This window comes from Luteimonas rhizosphaerae, from assembly GCF_002849595.1.
Lineage (GTDB): Bacteria > Pseudomonadota > Gammaproteobacteria > Xanthomonadales > Xanthomonadaceae > Luteimonas > Luteimonas cellulosilyticus.
On record NZ_NRQR01000012.1, the window covers coordinates 184,841 to 207,327 of the forward strand.

At 70.3% G+C, this 22,487-nt stretch carries 16 protein-coding genes and 1 pseudogene; 12 read left to right on the plus strand and 5 right to left on the minus strand.

Features of this window, described 5'->3' with window-relative positions; translation table 11 throughout:
* Positions 1-4: 4 nt before the first annotated feature.
* The 3 genes from rdgB to rph are packed head-to-tail and all read right to left on the minus strand — an operon-like array spanning position 5 to position 1,715.
* Positions 5-598: an RdgB/HAM1 family non-canonical purine NTP pyrophosphatase gene (rdgB, locus tag CJ022_RS05870; RefSeq protein ID WP_199171434.1), complete on the minus strand. Its 594-nt coding sequence runs from the start codon at positions 596-598 to the stop codon at positions 5-7.
* Complete coding sequence (locus CJ022_RS05875; protein WP_101925758.1) at positions 595-987, minus strand: VOC family protein; 393 nt, start codon at positions 985-987, stop codon at positions 595-597. The genes rdgB and CJ022_RS05875 overlap by 4 nt, the downstream gene beginning before the upstream one ends.
* Positions 987-1,715, minus strand: a complete 729-nt coding sequence (rph, locus tag CJ022_RS05880) for a ribonuclease PH (protein WP_101925730.1) — start codon at positions 1,713-1,715, stop codon at positions 987-989. Before rph ends, CJ022_RS05875 begins: the two co-directional genes overlap by 1 nt.
* Positions 1,716-1,825: 110 nt before the next feature.
* Here rph and CJ022_RS05885 point away from each other — a divergent pair, with 110 nt between their 5' ends.
* The 12 genes and pseudogenes from CJ022_RS05885 (at position 1,826) to CJ022_RS05940 (ending at position 20,353) form a co-directional block, all read left to right on the plus strand.
* A complete protein-coding gene (locus CJ022_RS05885) occupies positions 1,826-2,686 on the plus strand; it encodes a YicC/YloC family endoribonuclease (RefSeq protein WP_101925731.1) in 861 nt (286 codons plus the stop codon).
* Positions 2,687-2,805: 119 nt separating this feature from the next.
* The gene (gmk, locus tag CJ022_RS05890) at positions 2,806-3,423 is read left to right on the plus strand and encodes a guanylate kinase (protein WP_101925732.1); all 618 of its coding nucleotides are present in this window, start codon (positions 2,806-2,808) and stop codon (positions 3,421-3,423) included.
* A gap of 131 nt (positions 3,424-3,554) precedes the next feature.
* Positions 3,555-3,857: a DNA-directed RNA polymerase subunit omega gene (gene rpoZ / locus CJ022_RS05895; protein ID WP_101925733.1), complete on the plus strand. Its 303-nt coding sequence runs from the start codon at positions 3,555-3,557 to the stop codon at positions 3,855-3,857.
* A gap of 175 nt (positions 3,858-4,032) precedes the next feature.
* Positions 4,033-6,172: pseudogene (locus tag CJ022_RS05900) on the plus strand (RelA/SpoT family protein).
* A 51-nt stretch (positions 6,173-6,223) separates the two neighbouring features.
* On the plus strand, positions 6,224-6,607 hold the full coding sequence (locus CJ022_RS05905; protein WP_101925734.1) for a Rid family detoxifying hydrolase: 384 nt from the start codon (positions 6,224-6,226) through the stop codon (positions 6,605-6,607).
* A gap of 19 nt (positions 6,608-6,626) precedes the next feature.
* On the plus strand, positions 6,627-8,726 hold the full coding sequence (gene recG / locus CJ022_RS05910; protein WP_101925735.1) for an ATP-dependent DNA helicase RecG: 2,100 nt from the start codon (positions 6,627-6,629) through the stop codon (positions 8,724-8,726).
* Positions 8,727-8,982: 256 nt separating this feature from the next.
* Positions 8,983-9,636 carry a response regulator transcription factor gene (locus tag CJ022_RS05915; protein ID WP_101925736.1) on the plus strand — a complete coding sequence of 218 codons (654 nt, stop codon included), beginning with the start codon at positions 8,983-8,985 and terminating at the stop codon, positions 9,634-9,636.
* 198 nt (positions 9,637-9,834) lie between these two features.
* Positions 9,835-16,377, plus strand: coding sequence for a YadA-like family protein (locus CJ022_RS05920; RefSeq protein ID WP_101925737.1), 6,543 nt, complete (start codon positions 9,835-9,837; stop codon positions 16,375-16,377).
* A gap of 115 nt (positions 16,378-16,492) precedes the next feature.
* Positions 16,493-17,431 carry a nucleoside hydrolase gene (locus CJ022_RS05925; RefSeq protein ID WP_101925738.1) on the plus strand — a complete coding sequence of 313 codons (939 nt, stop codon included), beginning with the start codon at positions 16,493-16,495 and terminating at the stop codon, positions 17,429-17,431.
* A 71-nt stretch (positions 17,432-17,502) separates the two neighbouring features.
* The gene (locus CJ022_RS05930; RefSeq protein ID WP_101925739.1) at positions 17,503-17,751 is read left to right on the plus strand and encodes a type B 50S ribosomal protein L31; all 249 of its coding nucleotides are present in this window, start codon (positions 17,503-17,505) and stop codon (positions 17,749-17,751) included.
* Positions 17,752-18,007: 256 nt separating this feature from the next.
* The gene (locus tag CJ022_RS05935; RefSeq protein ID WP_233198625.1) at positions 18,008-19,282 is read left to right on the plus strand and encodes a citrate synthase; all 1,275 of its coding nucleotides are present in this window, start codon (positions 18,008-18,010) and stop codon (positions 19,280-19,282) included.
* 144 nt (positions 19,283-19,426) lie between these two features.
* Entirely contained in the window at positions 19,427-20,353 is a 927-nt protein-coding gene (locus CJ022_RS05940; RefSeq protein ID WP_101925740.1) for a TIGR01777 family oxidoreductase, read from the plus strand.
* A 110-nt stretch (positions 20,354-20,463) separates the two neighbouring features.
* Here CJ022_RS05940 and CJ022_RS05945 read toward each other — a convergent pair whose 3' ends face one another.
* Both CJ022_RS05945 and CJ022_RS05950 read right to left on the minus strand, forming a co-directional pair.
* Positions 20,464-21,222, minus strand: a complete 759-nt coding sequence (locus CJ022_RS05945) for an SIR2 family NAD-dependent protein deacylase (protein ID WP_101925741.1) — start codon at positions 21,220-21,222, stop codon at positions 20,464-20,466.
* Positions 21,223-21,229: 7 nt separating this feature from the next.
* Positions 21,230-22,487, minus strand: a 1,258-nt coding sequence (locus CJ022_RS05950; RefSeq protein ID WP_101925742.1) for a cation:proton antiporter domain-containing protein, incomplete at its 5' end; no start/stop codon positions are given.

Consider the following 22,487-nt stretch of genomic DNA (forward strand, 5'->3'; position numbering starts at 1 on the left):
GCCGTCAGAGGCCGGCGGCGAGCTGCCGGGTCAGTGTCGCCAGCGCCTTCGCGCGATGGCTGATCCGGTTCTTCTGCGCGGGTTCGAGTTCCGCGGCGGTAAGGCCGAGCGCCGGATCGAGGAACACCGGGTTGTAGCCGAAGCCGTGGCTGCCGCGCGGCGCGTCGAGGATGCGGCCTTCCCAGACGCCCTCGGCGATCAGCGGCTGCGGATCGTCGGCGCGGCGCAGCAGCACGATCATCGCGTAGAAGCGCGCGGTGCGGGCCGCTTCGGGCACGTCGCGCAGGGCGTCGAGCAGCTTGGCGTTGTTGGCGGCATCGTCGGTCGGCGTGCCGGCGTAACGCGCGCTGTAGAGGCCGGGCGCGCCGCCGAGTGCATCGACGATCAGGCCCGAATCGTCGGCCAGCGCGGGCAGGCCGGTCGCGGCCGTCGCATGACGCGCCTTGATCAACGCGTTCTCGACGAACGTGGTCGCCGTCTCCGGCACGTCGCCGACGCCGAGCGCACGTTGCGGCACGATCTCGAACGGCAGCCCGGCGAGCATCGCCTGCAGTTCGGCGAGCTTGCCGGCGTTGCCGCTGGCCAGCACCAGCTTCATCGCGCCGGCTCCAGCAGATCCCAGCGCGTGCCGTAGAGATCGCGGAACACCGCGACGGTGCCGTAGGGCTCGTGGCGTGGCGCTTCGAGGAACTCGACGCCCGCGGCCTGCATTGCGGCGTGGTCGCGGCGGAAATCGTCGGTGTAGAGGAAATGGTCGACGCGGCCACCGGTCTGGTCGCCGATGCGCGCGCGCTGCGCGTCGTTCGCGGGTTCGGCCAGCAGCAGCGCCGCGTCCTGCGCATTGCCCGGCCCGACGACGACCCAGCGCTTGCCGGCGCCGAGCACGCGGTCTTCCAGCACCCGGAACCCGAGCGCACCGGTGTACCAGGCGATGGCCGCGTCGTAGTCGGCCACCAGCAACGTGGTCAGCGCGATGCGCCGCATCATCATCCCGCCAGTGCGGCGCGCTGCAACGCGACCAGTTCCGTGACCCCGGCTTCGGCCAGGGCCAGCATCGCGTCCATCTCGGCGCGACGGAAGGCATGGCCCTCGGCCGTGCCCTGGACCTCGATGAAGCCGCCGCCATCGTTCATGACGACATTCATGTCGGTGTCGCAGTCGCTGTCCTCGGCGTAGTCCAGGTCGAGCACCGGCACGCCGCGGTAGACGCCGACCGACACGGCCGCGATCGCGCCGTGCACCGGGTCGCGGCTGATCTCGCGCTTCGCGCGCAGCACGCCGATCGCATCGACCAGGGCGACGTAGGCACCCGTGATCGCCGCGGTGCGGGTGCCGCCGTCGGCCTGCAGCACGTCGCAATCGAGCGTGATCGTGCGTTCGCCCAGGGCCTTGCGGTCCACGCAGGCGCGCAGGCTGCGGCCGATCAGGCGCTGGATTTCCAGCGTGCGCCCGCCCTGCTTGCCGCGCGACGCCTCGCGATCGTTGCGGGTGTTGGTGGCGCGCGGCAGCATGCCGTACTCGGCCGTCACCCAGCCCTCGCCCTTGCCGCGCAGGAAACCGGGCACGCGGTTCTCGACGCTGGCGGTGCACAGCACGCGGGTGTCGCCGAAGCTGACGAGCACCGAGCCCTCGGCATGGCGCGTGTAACCGCGCTCGAAGCGCACCTCGCGCAGCTGGTCGGGCGCGCGGCCGCTGGGACGGGTGGGACTGGTCATGGCGACGGTGTCTTGCAGGGGGCGGGCAAGTCTAGCAGCGCGGCCCCTGCCGGTCCCGGCGCGCGCGGCGCCGGTGGCATACTGCGCGGCCTGTTCCCGGATGGACCTGCATGATCCGCAGCATGACCGCCTTCGCCACTGGCGAGCGCAGTACCGAGTGGGGCACGCTGGCGTGCGAACTCCGGGCCGTGAACCACCGTTTCCTCGAACTCGGCACGCGCCTGCCCGAAGAACTGCGCGCGCTGGAACCGCAGCTGCGCGAGCGGGTCGCGGCGCAGGCCTCGCGCGGCAAGATCGATCTCGGCCTGCGCGTGCGCTCGGCCGAAGGCGGTGGCGAGCTGCAGCTCAACGAAGCGCTGCTCGGCCGGCTGTCGGCGCTGGCCGGCGAACTCGGCTCGAGCTTTCCCGAGCTGCGCACCGGCTTCACCGAGCTGCTGCAGTTCCCCGGCGTGCTGCAGTCGAAGGCGGTCGACCAGGCGGCGCTGCAGGCCGAAGTGCTGGCGCTGCTCGACGACGTGCTGGCCGATTTCGTCGCCGCGCGCGAGCGCGAGGGCGGCAAGCTGGTCGCGGCGATCCTCGAACGGGTCGACGGCATCGAACGCATCGCCGGCGAGGTGCAGGCGCTGATCCCGCAGATCCGCGACGGCCAGCGCGCCAAGCTGCAGGCGCGCCTGGACGAGCTGCCGCATCCGGTCGAGCCCGGCCGCATGGAGCAGGAACTGGTGCTGTGGCTGCAGAAGCTCGATGTCGACGAGGAACTCGATCGGCTCGCCAGCCACATCGACGAGATCCGCCGCATCCTGCGCCAGCGCGAGCCCGTGGGCCGGCGCCTGGATTTCCTGCTGCAGGAGTTCAACCGCGAAGCCAATACGCTGGGTTCGAAGTCGGTCGACCGGCGCACGTCGCAGGCGGCCGTGGACCTGAAGGTGCTGATCGACCAGGTCCGCGAACAGGTGCAGAACATTGAGTAGGCCGGGAGCAGGCCGGCCCGCCGCGGCGCCCGCCCAAAGCGGGTACGATGCGCGGCCTCGTGTGTCGTCCGGAGCCGGGCGTGACTGATTCCAAGCCAGCCGGGACCCCCGCCGCGCCGATGCGCGGCACGCTGTTCATCGTCGCCGCGCCGTCCGGGGCGGGGAAGTCGAGCATCGTCAATGCGTGCCTGGCGCGCGATCCGGGCATCGCCCTGTCGATCTCGTTCACCTCGCGTCCGCCGCGACCGGGCGAGCGGCATGCCGAGCACTACCACTTCGTCGACAAGGCCGAGTTCCAGCGCATGATCGCCGCCGGCGAGTTCTTCGAGTACGCCGTCGTGCACGGCGACTGGAAGGGGACCGCGCGGCAGTCGGTCGAGCCGCAGCTCGCGGCCGGCAAGGACGTGCTGCTGGAGATCGACTGGCAGGGCGCACGCCAGGTCCGCAACAAGGTGCCCGAGGCGGTCAGCGTCTTCATCCTGCCGCCGTCGCGCGAGGCGCTCGACCAGCGCATGCGCAAGCGCGGGCAGGACAGCGAGGCGGTCATGGCCCAGCGCCTGGCCGCGGCGCGCGAGGAGATGTCGCACTACGTCGAGTTCGACTACGTCGTCGTCAACGAGGATTTCGAGACCGCCGTCGGCGAGATGTGCGCGATCTTCCGCGCCAGCCGCCTGCGCCGCGACCGCCAGGCGACGCGCCACGCCGACCTGATCGCCGGCCTCCTGGTCGACGACTGAACCATGCCGGCGCCGGCAAGCGCTAAGTGCTTGATTCGGCAGGCGGGCCCTTGCGCTGCCCGCGGCCCGGCCGTACCATGCGCGACCCCTTTTCCTGAATTCGCGCGGCCCACAGGTCGCCGGGAGCCCGCATGGCCCGCATCACCGTAGAAGATTGCCTGGAAGTCGTCGACAACCGCTTCGAGCTGGTCATGATGGCCGCCAAGCGCGCGCGCCAGCTGGCGAATGGCGTCGAGTCGCAGCTCGACAACAGCGAGAACGACGACAAGCCGACCGTGTTGGCGCTGCGTGAGATCGCCGCGCGCCGCATCGACCAGCCCTTCATCGACGCCGTCGACAAGTCCGAGCGCGAGCGCAAGGAACGCGAGGCGCTGGAGTGGGCCGCGGCCGAAGTCGTCGCCGACGAAGACATGGCCAAGGGCGACGACATCTGAGTCGTCGGCAGCGCGTCGACGACGCGCCGCCCACCCGATCCGGTTACACCGCACGACCCCGCTCCGGCGGGGTCGTTGCGTTTCCGGCGTCGCCGATCGACGCGCCGCGCGAACCGCGGAATGCGCGCGGCGCACGCCGGTTCCCAAATGCGGGGCGTCCCCGTAGTCTGCGCGGATGACACCCGGAGAGACCATCCTGCCGCCCCCCGCGCCCGTCGAGGACACGATTCCCGACTACCTGCGCGAGCTCGAAGTGGCCGCTGCCTATCTGCCCGTCGAGCAGCAGGCGCGCCTGCGACGGGCGTGGCAGGTCGGCGCCGCCGCGCATGCGGACCAGACGCGTAAATCCGGCGAGCCCTACATCACCCATCCGGTGGCGGTGGCCGCGGTGCTGGCCGAACAGAAGGTCGACGTCGAGACCCTGGTCGCGGCGATCCTGCACGACACCATCGAGGACACGCCGCTGACGCGCGAGCAGCTGGCGGCGGAGTTCGGCGAGACCGTGGCGGAGCTCGTCGAAGGCGTCACCAAGCTCGACAAGATCAAGTTCAGCAGCCGCCAGGAAGCGGCGGCCGAGAGCTTCCGCAAGATGATGCTGGCGATGGCGCGCGACCTGCGCGTGATCCTGATCAAGCTCGCCGACCGCCTGCACAACATGCGCACTCTAGGGGCGCAGCCGGGGCCGGCGCGCGAGCGCATCGCGCGCGAGACGCTCGAGGTCTATGCGCCGATCGCCCAGCGCCTGGGCATGAACAAGATCAAGGCCGAGCTGCAGGATCTCGGCTTCCATGCGCTGTATCCGATCCGCCACATGGTGCTGGAGAAGCGCACGCGCAACCAGCCGCTGGTGCGGCGCGAAGCGCTGGCGAGCATCGAGGCGCAGCTGGCGCAGCGGCTGACCAGCGCGGGGCTGCAGTACCGCCTGGTAGGCCGGGTGAAATCGCCCTGGAGCATCTACAACAAGATGCAGAACGAAGGGAAAACCTTCACCCAGGTGATGGACGTCTTCGGCTACCGCATCATCGTCGGCTCGGCCGCGGACTGCTACCACGCGCTCGGCGTCGCGCATTCGGTGTTCAAGCCGCTGGACGGGCGTTTCCGCGACTTCATCGCGATCCCCAAGGCCAACGGCTACCAGTCGCTGCACACGGTGCTGTTCGGGCCCTACGGCGCGCCGATCGAAGTGCAGATCCGCACCGAGGAAATGGACCTGATCGCCGAGCGCGGCATCGCCGCGCACTGGGCCTACAAGCACGGCGGCGACGGCCCCAACAGCGCGCAGTCGCGGGCGCATTCGTGGATCGCGGGGCTGCTGGAGTCGCAGCGTGCGACGGGTTCGTCGCTGGAATTCCTCGAGAACGTCAAGGTCGACCTGTTCCCCGACGAGGTCTACCTGTTCACGCCGAAGGGCGACATCATGTCGCTGCCGCGCAATTCGACGACGCTCGATTTCGCGTATGCCCGCGCGCGTCGACGGCAAGCTGGTGCCGCTGCGCACCCAGCTGGTCAGCGGCCAGCGCGTGTCGATCGTCACCGCCAAATCCTCGATGCCGCGGCCGCAGTGGCTGGAGTTCGTCGTCACTGGCAAGGCGCGGACCGCGATCCGCGCGCAGCTCAAGAACCTGCAGCACGAGGACGCGGTGCAGCTCGGCCATCGCATGCTCGACCGCGCGCTGGAACTGCTCGGCACCTCGCTCGACCGCCTGCCGCAGGAGCGGCTGGACGCGTACCTGGCCGAGGCGCGCTACCCGCGCCTCGAGGAATTGATGGCCGACATCGCGCTCGGCAACTGGATGCCGGCGCAGGTCGCGCATGCATTGGCGCAACGCGATCCGGGCGACGACGAGACCGATGAGCGCACGCCGCTGCGCCCGGGCGAGACGATCCGCATCCGCGGCGACGAACGCGGCGTAGTGTCGTTCGCGAACTGCTGCATGCCGATTCCCGGCGACGACATCATGGGTTACCACACGACCGGCCGCGGCATCGTCGTGCACCGGCTCGACTGCCCCAACGTTGCCGAGTTCCGCAAGTCGCCCGAACGCTGGGTCGCGATCAGCTGGGACCGCGAGGTCGTCGGCGACTACAACGTCGCGCTGCGCATCGAGGTCGAGAACCATCCCGGCGTGCTGGCGCAGGTGGCGGCGGCGATCGCGCGCGCGGGCTCGAACATCGATGGCGTGGAGTACCTCGAGCGCGACAGTACGATCGCCGCGATCCGCTTCTCGATCGAGGTCAAGCATCGCCAGCACCTGGCCGACGTGATCCGCAAGACGCGGCGCCTGCCGGTGGTGCACGGCGTCCAGCGGATGTGATGCGGGGCGCGGGACGCTAGAATCCGGAGTCCCTTTTCCGACGGTCCGCCCATGCCCCGCACGCCCATCAGCACGCCCGACGCGCCGGCCGCGATCGGTCCGTATTCCCAGGCCACGCGCGCCGGCAACACAGTGTATTTCTCCGGCCAGATTCCGCTTGACCCGGTCAGCGGCGCGCTCGTCGACGGCGACATGACGGTGCAGGCGCGGCGTGCGTTCGAGAACCTCAAGGCCGTGGCCGAAGCCGCCGGTGGCGGGCTGCAGGACATCGTGCGCGTCGGTCTGTACGTGACCGATCTCGGGCAGTTCGCCGCCGTCAATGCGGTGATGGCGGAATTCTTCGAGGCGCCGTATCCCGCGCGGTCGACGATCGAAGTGCCGGCGTTGCCGAAGGGCGCCGCGTTCGAGGTCGACGCGGTGATGGTGCTCGACTGAGCCTGTCGGGCGCCGGCACGTGAGCCGCTCCGCGCCCGTGCTGGCCGCCGCCGGCGATGCGCCACTGTCCGCGTTGCCGGGTATCGGCCCCAAGGTCGCGGAGAAGTTCGCCGCGCGCGGGCTGGTGACGGTCGGCGACCTGTGGCTGCACCTGCCGCGGCAGTACGAGGACCGGACCCACATCACCGCGCTGCGCGATCTGCGTGGCGGCGTGCCGGCCCAGGTCGAAGGTGACGTGGTCGCGCTGGATCGCGGTTTCCGCCGGCGGCCGATGCTGCGGGTCGCAATCGACGACGGGTCCGGCGCCACGCTCGTGCTGCGGTTCTTCCATTTCCGTGCCGCCCAGGTCGCGCAGTTCGCGGTCGGCACGCGCCTGCGCTGTTTCGGCACGCCGCGTCCCGGCCAGCAGGGGCTGGAGATCGTGCATCCGAGCTACAGCGTCGTCGATGCGCAGGACGAGGCCGTGCTCGGCGATGCGCTCGACCCGGTGTATCCCGCGCTCGAAGGCGTCGGGCCCGTCACGCTGCGTCGTCTGATCGGTCTCGCGCTCGACCGCCTGCCCGCCGACGACGCGCTGGAGCTGCTGCCTGCGGCGGTGCTGCAGGCGCACGGGCTGCCGTCGCTGCGCACGGCGCTGCTGACGGTGCATCGTCCGCCGCAGGATGTCGACCTGTCGGCGTTGCTGGTCGGTACCCATCCGGCGCAACGCCGCCTCGCGCTCGAGGAAATGCTGGCCCACCACCTCAGCCTGCGCCGGCAGCGTGCCGCGCTGCAGGCGCACGCGGCGCCGGTGTTGCGCCCGGGCGACCTGGCGCGCCGGCTGCAGGCGGCGCTGCCCTTCGCGCTGACCGGCGCGCAGCAGCGCGTCCACGAGGACATCCTGCGTGACCTCGCGCGCGACCGGCCGATGTTGCGCCTGGTGCAGGGCGATGTCGGCAGCGGCAAGACCGTGGTCGCCCCGCTGGCGGCGATGGCGGCGATCGACAGAGGCCGCCAGGCGCCCCTGATGACGCCGACCGAACTCCTGGCCGAACAGCACTTCCACAATCTGCGCGGCTGGCTGGAACCGCTCGGCGTCCCGGTCGGCTGGCTCGCCGGCAAGGTCACTGGCAAGGCCCGCGCCGCGACCGCGGCCGGCATCGCCTCGGGAGCGTTTCCGATGGTCGTCGGCACCCACGCGCTGATGCAGCAGAGCGTCGCCTTCCACGATCTCGCGCTCGCGATCATCGACGAGCAGCACCGCTTCGGCGTGCACCAGCGGCTGGCGTTGCGCGACAAGGGCGCGAGCGCCGACAGCGTGCCGCACCAGCTGGTGATGACCGCGACGCCGATTCCGCGCACGCTGGCGATGTCCGCGTACGCCGATCTCGACGTCTCGGCCATCGACGAACTGCCGCCGGGGCGCACGCCGGTGCAGACCGTCGTGCTCAGCGCCGAACGCCGGCAGGCGCTGATCGACCGCATCCGCGTCGCCTGCGCCGAAGGCCGGCAGGCCTACTGGGTCTGCACCCTGATCGACGAATCCGACGAGGTCGTCGCGCAGGCGGCGCAGACGACGTGGGAGCTGCTGTCCGCGTCGCTGCCCGAACTGCGCGTGGGGTTCGTCCACGGTCGCCTGAAGCCCGCGGAAAAACAGGCCGCCATGCTCGCGTTCAAGGCCGGCTCGCTCGACCTGCTGGTCGCGACGACCGTCATCGAAGTGGGCGTCGACGTGCCCAACGCGTCGCTGATGATCGTGGAGAACGCCGAGCGCCTCGGGCTCGCGCAGCTGCACCAGTTGCGCGGACGCGTCGGACGCGGCAGCGCGGCTTCGAGCTGCGTGCTGCTCTACCAGGCGCCGCTGTCGCGGACCGCCCGCGAGCGCCTCGACACCATGCGCGCGACCAGCGACGGCTTCGTCATCGCCGAGAAGGATCTCGAACTGCGCGGCCCCGGCGAGCTGCTCGGCACGCGCCAGACCGGGCTCGCGGAATTCCGTCTAGCGGATCTGGCCCGCGATGCCGATCTGCTGCCGACCGTGCACGAGGTCGGCGATGCCCTGTTGCGCGATGCACCGGCGCTCGCCGATCGCATCGTCTCGCGCTGGATCGGCGGCGCCGCACGCTACGCGGCGGCCTGAGGCGGTCAACACCACGTGCTGCATCGGAATACTGGCCTGATTTAGTCGGCCGAGCGGAAATGAAACTCCGCCAATTCACCTATCTGTATTGGCGGGTCTATCGTCTGATTGCCTGCCCGGGTTTGCCGCGACTATCCCGCTGCATTATCGTGGCGCGGTGATCGAGGCCCGCGCGTCGCATCACGCTGGTGATCAGGACGGTCATAAACGTGTCCTCCTCGTGTTGGACGAGGCTCACGCCTAGTAGGAGAGCGGCATGGCAACAGGGACTGTGCGTGTGTTTCTGGCGGACGATCATCCACTGGTACGTGTGGGTGTCCGCGTCGAACTGGCGAAGACCGCCGGTGCATTCGTACTGGCGGGCGAAGCGGAGACCGGCGCGGCCTTGCTGGCGCTGCTCGCCGTTTCGCGGCCGGGCGATCTGCTCATCACCGATTTCTGCATGCCCTCGCGCGCCGCACGCGCCTGCGACGGCCTGTCGTTGCTGTCGACGCTCGCGCGGCAGTGGCCGGATGTCCGCACCATCGTGCTGACGGACGTCGATAATCCCGCGCTTCTGCGCGCGATCGCCGAAACCGGGGCGCGCGGGATCGTCGCCAAGGCCGCGATGCCGCAGGACCTGATCCAAGCGCTGCGGCGCGTCGCCGTCGACAAGATCCACTACTGCCGCGTCACGCGTGTCGCGTTGGACGACGCGGATTGCCTGGCCCATCTGCCGCAGATGTCGCCGCGCGAAACCGAGGTCGTCCGTCTGTTCGTCAACGGCATGACCGTCAGCGCCATCGCGATGCGCCTGTCGCGCAGCGTCAAGACCATCAGCCGCCAGAAGAGCGACGCGATGCGGAAACTGGGCGTGGAGAACGACTGCCAGCTTTATGCATATGCGCGGGATCATGGTTTGACGCGCTGACGACAAAACCGAATGCGATACCCCGTTTGAGAATCGTCTGATTCCCGGCGTTACCTCCCCCCTGATTATCTGAAGCCACGCGTCGGGATCACCGATGCAGCCGGATCTTCGGTGGGGCAATGGTTCCATTTGCGCATCCCGGGACGCGTCCCGTTGCGCGTCCCCGCCTCCTCACTTAATGGCAGGGAGTAACGCGCAATGAACCGAGTCTTCCGCAAGGTCTGGAATCGGACGCTGGGAATCGTGGTCGTGGCATCGGAACTGGCGAAGCAGGGGGGCGTCGCGGCCGTTTGCGGCGACCGGCGCCGTGTCCCCGTGCTGACGGCACTGGCAGTCGGCCTGCTGTGCGCCGCGCCGGTCTTCGGACAGACGGCGGCAGGTGCGGACGCGGCCGATGGCGATGCGGTGGCCGAAGCGGTCGAGCGCCATTTGCAGGAGCTCGACGACAACGCGCAGGACCGCACGTCCTCGCTGCTCTTCAGCAGCAGCCTGATGTCGGCGGAGTTCCAGCCGCGCTCGACTGCGGGGGGCGGGATGGTCGCTCCGACGGGCGTCATCAATCCCGGCGGCCTGACCGGCGGCACGTTGCCGGGACTGGTCAACTACCTGCAGCAGTTCCTGGTCGGCGGGAACTACCAGCAGTGCGGTTTGCTGGGCAACGGACAGCTGCTTCCGACGGAGTGCCTCACGATCTCGCGCGCGAATTTCCGCTACGCGTTCACCGGCGTGAACCTGCTGGGCGTCGACCTGCTCACCCTTCCCAACGTTGCCGATCTCAACGGAAACCGGCCTTCGGATCACACGACGATTCTCGGGCGCGCCTCGTCGGAGAGCTATCTCACCGTGACGAATGCCCAGTACGGTGCGCAGAACAACACGCCGACCTGCACCATCGCCGGCATCGTCGGCGTCTGCGTCCCGGGCGTGAGCACCTACACCTGGTCGACGCTGCCCGCGCAGGACTTCCAGATCATCGTCGGCGACGGCGCGGCGGCCAACGGCTCCAACACCGTGGTCATGGGCACGAATGCGACCCATCGCCTTCCGTCGACGGCCTGGACCGGCACGGGTGCGCCGGACGGCAACTACGCGGCGCGACTCGGCAATGCCGTGGTCGTCGGCCATGGCGCGAACGGCACCGCCGACCGGCAGGTGATCCTGGGCGCGAATGCCTCGTCGACCCACGTCAACAGCGTGGCGCTCGGCGCCAACGCGACGACCGGGCGCGGCGCCCTGACCGGCTACACCGCGCCGGGGCTCGCCGCCACGCGCTCGTCGGTCGGCTCGGTGTCGATCGGCTCGGGCGCCAGCACGCGCCAGCTGACCAACGTGGCGGCCGGCACGCAGGCGACGGACGCGGTCAACGTGGAACAGATGCAGGGCCTGGTCGCCGAGGTCAACGAGGGCAATGCGCTGGCGGTCGCCTACGACACGGCCGATCGCGACACGATCACGCTGGACCCGGGCGGCACGATCATCGCGAACCTGGCGCCCGGTGCGATCACCGCCGGCAGCACCCAGGCCGTCAACGGCGCCCAGCTTTTCGGCGTCGCCGAGTCGGTCGCGGGCGGGCTGGGCGGAGGCGCGGCGGTCGCGGCGGACGGCACGGTCACCGCGCCGACCTACGTGCTGCAGGACGGCGCGGTGACCGCCAGCGACGTCGGCACTGCGTTCGCGAATGTCGACGCGCGCACGACGACCAACACCACCGACATCACCAATCTCACCAACGGCACCGCAGGCCTGGTGCAGCAGGATGCGGACACGCTGGCGATCACGGTGGCGGGGGCGACCGGCGGTACCACGGTCGACTTCACGAACAGCGGCGGTGGCGCGCGCACCCTCGACGGCGTGGCGGGCGGCCTGGTCGCGTCGGGCAGCAACCAGGCGGTCAACGGCGCGCAGCTGTTCTCCGCCAATGCGGCGATCGCCAGCCATCTGGGCGGCGGCGCGGTCGCCAACGCCGACGGCGCCGTCAGTGCGCCCTCCTATTCGATCGCGGGAACCAGCTACGACTCGGCCGGCACCGCGTTCGCAGCGATCGATGGCGCGCTGGCGGACGCCGCGGAGACCGCGTTGTTCGCCGTCGAATACGACACCGATGCCGGCGGCGCCCCGGATCTCGGTCGCATCACCCTCGGTGCGCCCGGGACGCCGACGACTATCGGCAACCTCGCGGCAGGCGTGGCAGCGGACGAAGCGGTGAATGTCGGGCAGCTGGCGCCCGTCGTCGCCGGTCTGGGTGGCGGGGCGGCGATCGATCCGACCACGGGGGCGGTGACCGGGCCGACGTACACGCTCGACGACGGCACCGGCGCGGCGGTGGCCTTCGACACTGTCGGCGGCGCGCTGACCAATCTCGACGGCCGCACCAGCGACAACACGACCAACATCACGACGCTGCTCGCCGGCACCGCCGGTCTGGTGCAGCAGGCGGACGCCACCGCGCCGGTGACCGTGGCCGCGGCCACCGGCGGTGATGTCGTCGACTTCGGCAACGTCGACGGCGACAGCCGGGTCCTGGATGGCGTGGCGGCTGGCACGGTCACGGCCGGCAGCACGCAGGCGATCAATGGCGGCCAGCTCGCGGGCGTCGCGGGCAGCGTCGCCACGCACCTGGGCGGGGGCGCGACGGTGGCGGCCGATGGCGCGGTGACCGCGCCGGCCTACGACATCCGCGGCGCCAGCTTCGACAATGTCGGCGCGGCGTTCGCTGCCGTGGACACGGCGTTCGACGCGGTCGGCGAAGGCGTCGATGAACTCGCCGAGCTCGCCGTGCGCTACGACACCGATGCCGGCGGCGACCCGGATTTCACCCGCATCAGCCTGCAAGGCGCGGGCGGCACCGCGGTCGGCAATGTGGCCGCGGGCGTGGCGGCCGACGAGGCGGTGAACGTCGGCCAGCTGGCACCCGTCGTTTCTGGTCTGGGCGGCGGTGCGGCGATCGATCCGACGACCGGCGCTGTCACCGGCCCGACCTACACGCTCGACGACGGCTTCGGCGCGCCGGAGGATTTCGACAATGTCGGCGGCGCGCTGGCCAATCTCGATGTGCGCACCAGCGACAACACGACCAACGTCAATGCATTGCTGGCGGGCACGGCCGGCCTGGTGCAGCAGGACGCGGCGTCACTGGTCATCCGGGTCGGCGGGCAGACGCTGGGCACCGAGGTCGACATCTCCGATGCCGTCGGCGACGGCCGCCGTCTGGCCGGTGTCGCCGACGCGACCGAGGCGACGGATGCCGTCAACCTGGGGCAGCTGGCCGCGGTCGGAGGCAGCGTCGCCACGCATCTCGGCGGGGGCGCGACGGTGGCGGTCGACGGCACGGTGACTGCGCCGGCCTACGACATCCGCGGCGCCAGCTTCGACAATGTCGGCGCGGCGTTCGCTGCTGTGGACACGGCGTTCGACGCGGTTGGCGAGGGCGTGGATGAACTCGCCGAGCTCGCCGTGCGCTACGACACCGATGCCGGCGGTGACCCGGATTTCACCCGCATCAGCCTGCAAGGCACGGGCGGCACGACGATCGGCAATGTGGCCGCGGGCGTCGCGGCCGACGAGGCGGTGAACGTCGGCCAGTTGGCGCCCGTCGTCGCCGGTCTGGGTGGCGGCGCGGCGATCGATCCGACGAGCGGCGCCGTCACCGGCCCGACCTACACCCTCGACTCCGGCGCCAACACCGGCGCGACGCTCCAGTACGACAATGTCGGCGCGGCGCTGGGCAATCTGGATGCGCGCGTCGTCAGCAATACCGCCCTCATCGTGGGCCTGGACGACAGCGGCGCGTCGAGCTATCTGCGGGTGAACTCGACCGGCGCCGCGGCGCAGGCGATCGGCGCGGACAGCGTGGCGCTCGGGCAGAACGCGATCGCCAATGGCGATGGCGGTGTCGCCATCGGTCTGAACGCCGTGACCGGCGATGCGGCCGATCCGACCCGCATCAACGAGGTTGCGATCGGCAACAACGCGCGTGCGACCGCGCAGAACAGCACCGCCGTCGGCGGCGGTGCGATCGCCAGTGGACCGCAGTCGACCGCGTTGGGCTCCAATGCGCAGGCCACGGGCAGCAACAGTCTCGCCGTCGGTCGTGGCGCGGTCGCGGGCAGCATCGGAACGGCGGTCGGGATGAACGCCAACGCCGCCGGCACGCGCGCGACGGCCTTGGGCCAGGGCGCGCAGGCGGCCGGTACCGATTCGACCGCGCTTGGCCAGTTCGCCTCGGCGAGCGGTGCGAACAGCGTCGCGCTGGGCCTCGGATCGCTGGCCGACCGCGACAACGCGGTCTCCGTCGGCACCGCGGCAGGCCTGCGCCAGGTGATCAACGTCGGCGACGGCACCGCGGACACCGATGCGGTCAACCTGCGCCAACTGACCGCCGTCGAAGCGCAGATCGACGACCTCGATGCGCTCGCCGTGCAGTACGACGATGCGACGCAAACTCGGCTGACGCTCGCGGGTGCGGGCGGCACGGTGCTGGCGAACGTCGCAGCAGGCGTCGCGGCGGACGAGGCGGTCAACGTCGGGCAGCTGGCGCCGGTGGTCGAGAGCCTCGGCGGCGGCGCGGCGATCGATCCGGTGACCGGCGCGGTCACCGGGCCGACCTACACGCTCGACGACGGCAGCGGCACGCCGGTCGATGTCGACACCGTCGGCGACGCGGTCGCGAACCTGGATGGCCGCACGTCCGGCAACACCACCAGCATCAACAATCTGCTCGCCGGCACCGCCGGCCTGGTGCGGCAGGACCCGGCGACCGAGGTGCTCACCGTCGGCGCGCAGACCGGCGGCACCCAAGTCGGTTTCGCCAACGACGCAGGAGCTGCGCGCCGACTCACCGGCGTGGCGACCGGGATCGACGACACCGACGCGGTCAACGTGGTCCAGCTGCGTGATGCGATCGTCGATGTCAACGGCGACAGTGTGTTCGCGGTGCGCTATGCCGACGACGGCGCCGGCAACCCCGACTACGCGCGGATCGATCTCGCAGGCGCGGCAGGCACGACGCTCGGCAACGTGGCGGCAGGGATCGCGGCGGACGAAGCCGTCAATGTCGGCCAGATCTCGCCTCTCATCGACGCGCTTGGCGGCGGCGCAGGACTCGATCCGGGAACGGGCGCGGTCAACGGTCCGAGTTACGAGCTGGACGGCGGCGCGGTCGTCGCCACCGATGTCGGGACCGCGGTGACCAATCTCGACGGCCGCACGACTGCGAACACCACCAACATCACCAACAACACGACGGACATCACCAACCTGCTGGACGGCACGGCAGGGCTCGTGCAGCAGGATCCGGGCACGCTGGTCGTCACGGTCGCGGGGGAAAGCGGTGGGGATGAGGTGAGCCTGGCCAACGTGGCGGGCGACGCGCGTCGACTCAGCGGCGTCGCAGACGGCATCGAGGACGACGACGCAGCCAACATCGCGCAGCTTCGCGCCGTGGAGGGCCAGGTCGGCGAACTGGACACCCTGGGCGTGCGCTACGACGCGGCAGATCGCTCCACCATCACCCTGGGCGGAGCCGGCGGAACAACGCTCGACAATCTGGCGGCGGGCCAGGTGGCTGCCGGCAGCATGCAGGCCATCAACGGCGGCCAGATGCACGCCAGCCTGTCCAGCGTGGCGTCGATTCTGGGAGGCGGGGCGTCCGTGGATGCGGTGGGCGGCCTGGTATCGCCGGAGTACGGCATCCAGGGTGCGCTCTACACCACCATCGGTAGCGCGCTGTCCGCACTGGATACCGGGTTGTCGCAAGCGAACACGCGGATCGACAATCTGGCGGTCGGCGGTGGCGTCGAAGATCCGCTGGTCGCCGTCGATGGCGACCGAGACGGCAGTGATGATGCCACCGCCATGCGCGGAAGCCGCGGTGTGGCGATCGGCTCGGACGCGACCAAGAACGGCGAGTACGGCATCGCGGTCGGCGGCGACAGTTACGCCGCAGGCGATCACGACATCGCGATCGGCGGCAACGCCCGGGTCTATGCGGATTTCAGCACGGCATTGGGCACCAATACCGTGGTCACCGAGAACGCCAACGAGGCCGTGGTTGTCGGCGAAAGCGCAGTCGTTGCGGAAGCGGGGGGCACGGCGCTGGGGCAGGGAGCCTCCGTGACTGCAGAAGGCGCTGTGGCCCTGGGGCAGGATTCGGTGGCGGATCGGGCGCAGACCGTGTCCGTGGGCAGCGCCGGGAGTGAGCGGCAGATCGTCAACGTCGCGGCGGGGACGGAAGACACCGATGCGGTGAACGTGTCCCAGCTTCGCGCTACGGAACAAGGAACGGTGCGTTACGACACGAATCCCGATGGCAGCCCGGACACCACGCAGATCACTCTCAACCAGGGCGGCGGAGCAGTGTCATTGCGCAACGTGCGCGCCGGTGTGAATGGCACCGATGCCGTCAACGTCGCCCAGATGAACGCCGGGATCGAGCGCGCAGTGCAGTCCGCCAACGACTACACCGACATGCGCCTGGGGCAGATGCAGTCCGATGTCTGGGAAATCGACCGCGGCTATCGCGCCGGCGTCGCATCGGCGATGGCGGTGGCCGGGTTACCCCAGGCCTATCAGCCGGGCCGGAGCATGGTCGCCGCGGCGGTCAGCGGTTACGAGCGCGAGGCGGGACTGGCCGTCGGCATCACGACGATTTCCGAGAGCGGCCGCTGGGTCTACAAGTTCAGCGGCACCACCAACACGCTCAACGATGTCGGCGTCACCGTGGGTGCGGGCATGCAGTGGTGAACGTGCACGGTGTCCGGTCCGCCGGGCGCCGGCAGGTGCGCCGTCATCGCCAGGAGGCGTGACGCGCGCACGGCCACCGCGTCGACACGATCGCCGCGCGTGGGAATAATACGGGATGACCGGACGCATCCCGCTTCTCATCGATACCGACCCGGGCGTCGACGACGCCCTCGCGCTGCTGCTGGCGCTCCACGACCGCGACCACGACGTCGTCGGCCTGACGATCGCCGCGGGCAACGTCGGGCTGCGGCATACCGTCGCCAATGCACTGAAGCTGTGCGAAGTGGCGGGACGCGGCGACATTCCGGTGTACGCCGGCAGCGCCGCGCCGCTGCTGCATGCCGCGCCCGATGCGGCCTACGTGCACGGCGACGACGGCTTCGGCGACGTCGGCTACGCACCGGCCGCGCGGGCGGCGGAGACGGAGCATGCGGCGCTGGCGATCCTGCGGCTGTCGCACGCGCATGCCGGACGCCTGGTGCTGGTCGCCCTCGGGCCGCTGACCAATATCGCGCTCGCGCTCAAGCTCGATCCGACGCTGCCGGAGCGCATCGCGCGGTTCGTGGTCATGGGGGGCGCGGTCACGGCGCACGGCAACATCACGCCGGCCGCGGAATTCAACGTCTACTTCGATCCCGAAGCCGCGAAGATCGTGTTCGACGCGTTCCCGCGCTTCGACCTGGCGGACTGGGAGGCCACGGTCGCGCACGGCCTGCCGCACGATGCCGTGGTCGCGTGGATGCAGGCGGGCGGCACGCGGGCGACGTTCTACGAGGCGATCTCGCGCAAGACCCGGGACTGGTCGGCCGACCGGCGCGGCGACGACTGGCATTCGGCCGATGCGCTGGCGATGGCCTGGGTGCTGGCGCCGGACGGCGCGCTCGAGACCGCCGAGCGACCGGTCGATGTCGTGCTCGCGCCCGGCCCGGCCCGCGGCGTCACCCTGGTGGACTGGCAGCGCCAGCTCGGCCTGCCGGACCGCGCCCGCATCCTGCTGCGTTACGACCGGCCCCGGTTCGAGGCGATGATCCGGGCCGCGCTGCAGGCGGCGTGAGCGAGACTTGCGCCGCGCCGGGGCGGGCGGTTAAGATGCCGCTCTTCCCTTGCGCAACTTTGGTGCCCGCCATGAAGGCCGACATCCACCCGAATTACAGCGAAGTCGTGTTCCAGGACGTGACTTCCGATTTCCGTTTCCTCACCCGCTCGACCCTCGCGGCCACCGCGAAGGAAAAAGTCCAGTGGGATGACGGCAACGAATACCCGCTGATCAAGATCGACGTGTCCTCGGCCACGCACCCGTTCTACACGGGTCAGAACAAGATCATGGACACCAGCGGTCGCGTCGACAAGTTCCGCAAGCGCTACGCCAAGTAATCGCGGGCGCGTCGCGGCGACGCGACGTCCTGCCGATCTGCTGGAGCGGCCGTCCTTCGGGACGGCCGTTTTCGTTTGCCTGCGCCCTCCGTCCCACCCGCTGCACCGACGTGCGGCGGGCGTCGCCGTGTTCGACGTGGGTGGAATGCTGTGGGCCGTCGGCCCGCGGATGGCTATGCGATAATTGATGCGTTGCGGCATCGGCCGCACCCGTCTGACCGGTCGTGGCATGACCGGCGAAATGAGGAGCCATTGCGTGTCTGAATCCAATTCCGCTCTCGATCAGGTCGTCCTGGACGCCGCCGGCAAGTCGGTGACGCTGCCCGTACTGCACGGCACCCTGGGCAATCCCTGCATCGACATCTCGAAGCTGCCGAAGGAAACCGGCTGCTTCACCTACGACTCCGGCTTCACCGCCACGGCGAGCTGCAAGTCCGCGATCACCTACATCGACGGCGACGAAGGCGTGCTGCTGTACCGCGGCTACCCGATCGAGCAGCTGTCGGAGAAGTCGAACTTCCTCGAAGTGGCCTATCTGCTGCAGATGGGCGAGCTGCCGACCCAGGACGAGTTCGCGAAGTTCGAGCACGAAGTCACGCATCACACGATGATGCACGAGTCGCTGAAGAGCTTCCTGCAGGGCTTCCGCCACGATGCGCACCCGATGGCGATGCTCGCCGCGTCGGTCGCGTCGATGTCGGCGTTCTATCACGACACGCTGGACCTGCAGGATCCCGAGCAGCGCCGCCTCGCCGCGATCCGCCTGATCGCCAAGGTGCCGACGCTGGCCGCGGCCGCGTATCGCTATTCGATCGGCCAGCCGATCCGCTACCCGCGCAACAGCCTGGGCTACGTCGACCGCTTCCTGCACATGATGTTCGAGGTGCCGAGCGAGCCGCTGGAGCTCAACCCGGTCGTCGCCAAGGCGATGGACCTGCTCTTCATCCTGCATGCCGACCACGAGCAGAACGCGTCGACCTCGACCGTGCGTCTCGTCGGTTCGACCGGTGCGAATCCGTATGCGTCGGTCGCCGCCGGCATCACCGCGCTGTGGGGCCCCGCGCACGGGGGCGCCAACGAGGCCGTGCTCAAGCAGCTGGCCGAGATCGGCGATGCGAAGAACGTCGAGAAGGCGGTGGCGCGCGCCAAGGACAAGAACGACCCGTTCCGCCTGATGGGCTTCGGCCACCGCGTCTACAAGAACTTCGATCCGCGCGCCAAGATCATCCGCGAGATGACCCACAAGGTCCTCGGCGAGTTGGGCGTCAACGATCCGCTGCTGGAAGTGGCGATGAAGCTCGAGGAAGCGGCGCTGAAGGACGACTATTTCGTCGAGCGCAAGCTCTACCCGAACGTCGATTTCTACAGCGGCATCATCTACAAGGCGCTGAATATCCCGACCGAGATGTTCACCGTGATGTTCGCGATCGGCCGCACGGCCGGTTGGGTCGCGCACTGGCTGGAGCAGCAGGTCGATCCGGAAGCGAAGATCGGCCGTCCGCGCCAGATCTACAACGGCGCCCAGCGCTGAGTCCGCGCCAGGCCGGTCACGCAACGCCCCGCATCCGCGGGGCGTTGTCGTTCGGGGCGTGCCATTCCGCCGCCGCCGCGGGCGTCACGCCTGGTTGATGGCGTCGCCCGCACGCTGCGACGATTCTTCGGGCGGGACGACGTCATGCATGTGCTGATCACCGGTGGCAGCGGTTTCCTCGGGCGCGCCTTGACCCGACGCCTGCGCGCGACGGGATTCGACGTGACCTGGCTGTCGCGCGACACCGCGCGCGATGCGCCCGCCGGCGTGCAGGTGCGCGACTACGCGTCGCTGTGGTCGGACGACCGGTTCGATGCGGTCGTGAACCTGGCCGGCGCCGGCATCGCCGACAGACGCTGGAGCGAGTCGCGCAAGCAGCAGCTGTTCGACAGCCGGCTGATCCCGACCCGGGTCGTCGTGGACTGGATCCAGTCCGCGCATGTGCGGCCGCGCGTGCTGCTCAGCGGCTCGGCGATCGGCTGGTACGGCGCGCAGGGCGACCCCCCCCTCGACGAGGACAGCGCCGCGCACGACGAATTCCAGCACCGCCTGTGCGCGCGCTGGGAGGAGGCGGCGATGGCCGCCGAGGCCCACGGCGTGCCCGTGGTCCGGCTGCGCACCGGCGTCGTGCTGCATCCCGAGGGCGGCATGCTGCAGCGTCTGCTGGTGCCGTTCCGGCTGGGGCTCGGCGGCCGGCTCGGCGACGGCACGCAGATCCTGAGCTGGATCGCCCGCGAGGACTGGGTCGAGGCCGCTCTGCAACTGGTGCAGGCGCACCTGACGCCGACGCCGGCGACGCCCGTGCCGGTCGGGGCGTTCAACCTGACCGCGCCGGGCGCGGTCGACAATGCGTCGTTCACCCGCACGCTGGCCGGCGCGCTGCACCGGCCAGCGGTCTTCGTGGTGCCGGCGCGGGCGCTGCGGCTCGGCCTCGGCGAGATGTCGACGCTGCTGCTCGACGGCCAGCGCGTGGCGCCGGCGCGTCTGCAGGAACGCGGCTTCGTGTTCGCCTGGCCGGAGCTCGCGCCGTATCTCGCGTCGCAGTTGGGGACGGATGCCGCCGCGGATTGAGGCGCTGCCGGAAGCGTCTCCGACCGTTCGCGATTCGTGATGGTGCGGCGGACGACGCGTGCCGCGCCCGCGCACAGGTTCACGTCGAATCGCAGCAGGACCGATGCCGCTCAGCCGGTGTCGAGGCGACGCCGGATATCGGGGCCGGCCGTGGCGAGCAGGGCGCCCAGCCGCGCGAACCCGTCGGCTGCACCGGTCTGCCAATGCGCATCGGCGCGCGGCGACAGCGCCGTCCGCATCGGATTGATCTCGACTACCGGCGTGCCGGCCTGGAGCGCGACATCGGGCAATCCGGCGGCGGGCCAGACCAGCGCCGACGTGCCGACGACGACCAGCAGCTCGCTGTCCACGATCGCCGCATGCGCCTCGCGCCAGGCGGTGTCGGGCAGCGGCTCGCCGAACCAGACGACGTCCGGCCGGAACGCGCCGCCGCAGACCGCGCAACGCGGCGGCGCCTCGCGCGCGCCATCGGTCGCGGCCACGGGCGCCTGCAACATCGGATCGGGGTCGACGCGTGCGCCGCAGTCGATGCAGCGCGACGCGAGCAGGCGACCGTGCAGATGGATCGCGTCGGTGCTGCCCGCGCGCTCGTGCAGATCGTCGACGTTCTGGGTCACCACCCGCACCACGTGACCTGCGCCCGCCAGTGCCGCGATTCCGCGATGGCCGGCGTTGGGCGCGGCGGCGAGGACCGCGTGCGCGCGCCAGCGGTACCAGCCCCAGACCAGCGCCGGGTCGCGGCGGAACGCGGCCTCGGTCGCCAGCTCGGCCGGATCGAACCGCGCCCACAGGCCGGTCAGCGCATCACGGAACGTCGGGATGCCGCTGTCGGCCGACAGGCCCGCGCCGCTGAGCACCGCGATCCGCATCGCGGTCTCAGGCCGGCTGCGGCGTCGACGGTGGCTCGCTGCCCGGACGCACCGGGCGGAACGGCGGCGTCGACATCACCATCTCGGCGAGCGAGTACGCCAGTTCGCGCTCGGCCAGCACCGCGCCGTCGGCGCCGTGCTCGAGCAGATGCTTGACCTCGCCGTCGCTGTGCGCGCGCGCCAGCACGGTCAGCGCGGGATTGATCGCCTTCATGCGTTCGATCGCCTCGCCGGCCTCCAGGGCCTGCGGGATCGCGAAGATCGCCAGCGCGGCGCGTTCGGGCGCGGCGTCGTGCATCACCGCTTCCAGGGCCACGTTGCCGCGCACGACCAGATAGCCGCGTTCGCGCGCCTTGCGCACGAGTTCGCTGTCGTCCTCGACGATCACCAGCGACACGCCGCGTTGCTGCAGCAGGTCCGCGAGCTGGCGCCCGACGCGCCCGTAGCCGACCAGGATCGCGTGGCCGTGCAGGTCGGCGGGCAGCTGGTTCTCGGGTGGGAGCGTGGCGGCGTGCGCGGCTTCGGCGCTGCGCAGCGCCTCGTCCTTCTTCGCCTGCCAGCGGTCGAGCCAGCCGAACAGCAGCGGATTGACGATGATCGACAGCAGCGCACCGGCCAGCACCAGGTCGCGGCCGTCGGGCGGCAGCAGCTGCAGGCTCACGCCGAGACCGGCGAGGATGAAAGAGAACTCGCCGATCTGCGCGAGGCTGGTCGAGATCGTCAGCGCGGTCGAGCGCGGATGCTTGAACAGCCGCACGATCCAGTACGCGGCGATGGACTTGCCGACCACGATGATCAGGAACGTCGCCAGCACCTGCCACGGGTGCTCGACGAGGATCAGCGGATTGAACAGCATGCCGACCGAGACGAAGAACAGCACCGCGAACGCATCGCGCAGCGGCAGCGAATCGTTCGCGGCTTCGTGGCTGAACTCCGACTCGTTGAGCACCATGCCGGCGAAGAACGCGCCGAGCGCGAACGACACGCCGAACAGCGTGGCCGAACCGAACGCGACGCCCAGCGCGATCGCCAGCACCGACAGCGTGAACAGTTCGCGCTGCCCGGTACCGGCGATGCGTTCGAGGATCCACGGGATCACCCGGCGTCCGACCAGCAGCATCACCGCGACGAAGGCGCTGACCTTGAGCAGGGTCCACAGGATGGTCAGCAGGATCGCGCCGACGCCGGGCGCCGCATCGCCGCCGCGGTCGGTGTAGACCTCCGCCAGCACCGGCAGCAGCACCAGCGCCAGCACCATCACCAGA

Coding starts and splice junctions, on each gene's coding strand:
- rdgB (WP_199171434.1), bottom strand. CDS start 598: ATGAAGCTGGTGCTGGCCAGCGGCAACGCCGGCAAGCTCGCCGAACTG.
- CJ022_RS05875 (WP_101925758.1), bottom strand. CDS start 987: ATGATGCGGCGCATCGCGCTGACCACGTTGCTGGTGGCCGACTACGAC.
- rph (WP_101925730.1), bottom strand. CDS start 1,715: ATGACCAGTCCCACCCGTCCCAGCGGCCGCGCGCCCGACCAGCTGCGC.
- CJ022_RS05885 (WP_101925731.1), top strand. CDS start 1,826: ATGATCCGCAGCATGACCGCCTTCGCCACTGGCGAGCGCAGTACCGAG.
- gmk (WP_101925732.1), top strand. CDS start 2,806: ATGCGCGGCACGCTGTTCATCGTCGCCGCGCCGTCCGGGGCGGGGAAG.
- rpoZ (WP_101925733.1), top strand. CDS start 3,555: ATGGCCCGCATCACCGTAGAAGATTGCCTGGAAGTCGTCGACAACCGC.
- CJ022_RS05905 (WP_101925734.1), top strand. CDS start 6,224: ATGCCCCGCACGCCCATCAGCACGCCCGACGCGCCGGCCGCGATCGGT.
- CJ022_RS05915 (WP_101925736.1), top strand. CDS start 8,983: ATGGCAACAGGGACTGTGCGTGTGTTTCTGGCGGACGATCATCCACTG.
- CJ022_RS05920 (WP_101925737.1), top strand. CDS start 9,835: ATGAACCGAGTCTTCCGCAAGGTCTGGAATCGGACGCTGGGAATCGTG.
- CJ022_RS05925 (WP_101925738.1), top strand. CDS start 16,493: ATGACCGGACGCATCCCGCTTCTCATCGATACCGACCCGGGCGTCGAC.
- CJ022_RS05930 (WP_101925739.1), top strand. CDS start 17,503: ATGAAGGCCGACATCCACCCGAATTACAGCGAAGTCGTGTTCCAGGAC.
- CJ022_RS05940 (WP_101925740.1), top strand. CDS start 19,427: ATGCATGTGCTGATCACCGGTGGCAGCGGTTTCCTCGGGCGCGCCTTG.
- CJ022_RS05945 (WP_101925741.1), bottom strand. CDS start 21,222: ATGCGGATCGCGGTGCTCAGCGGCGCGGGCCTGTCGGCCGACAGCGGC.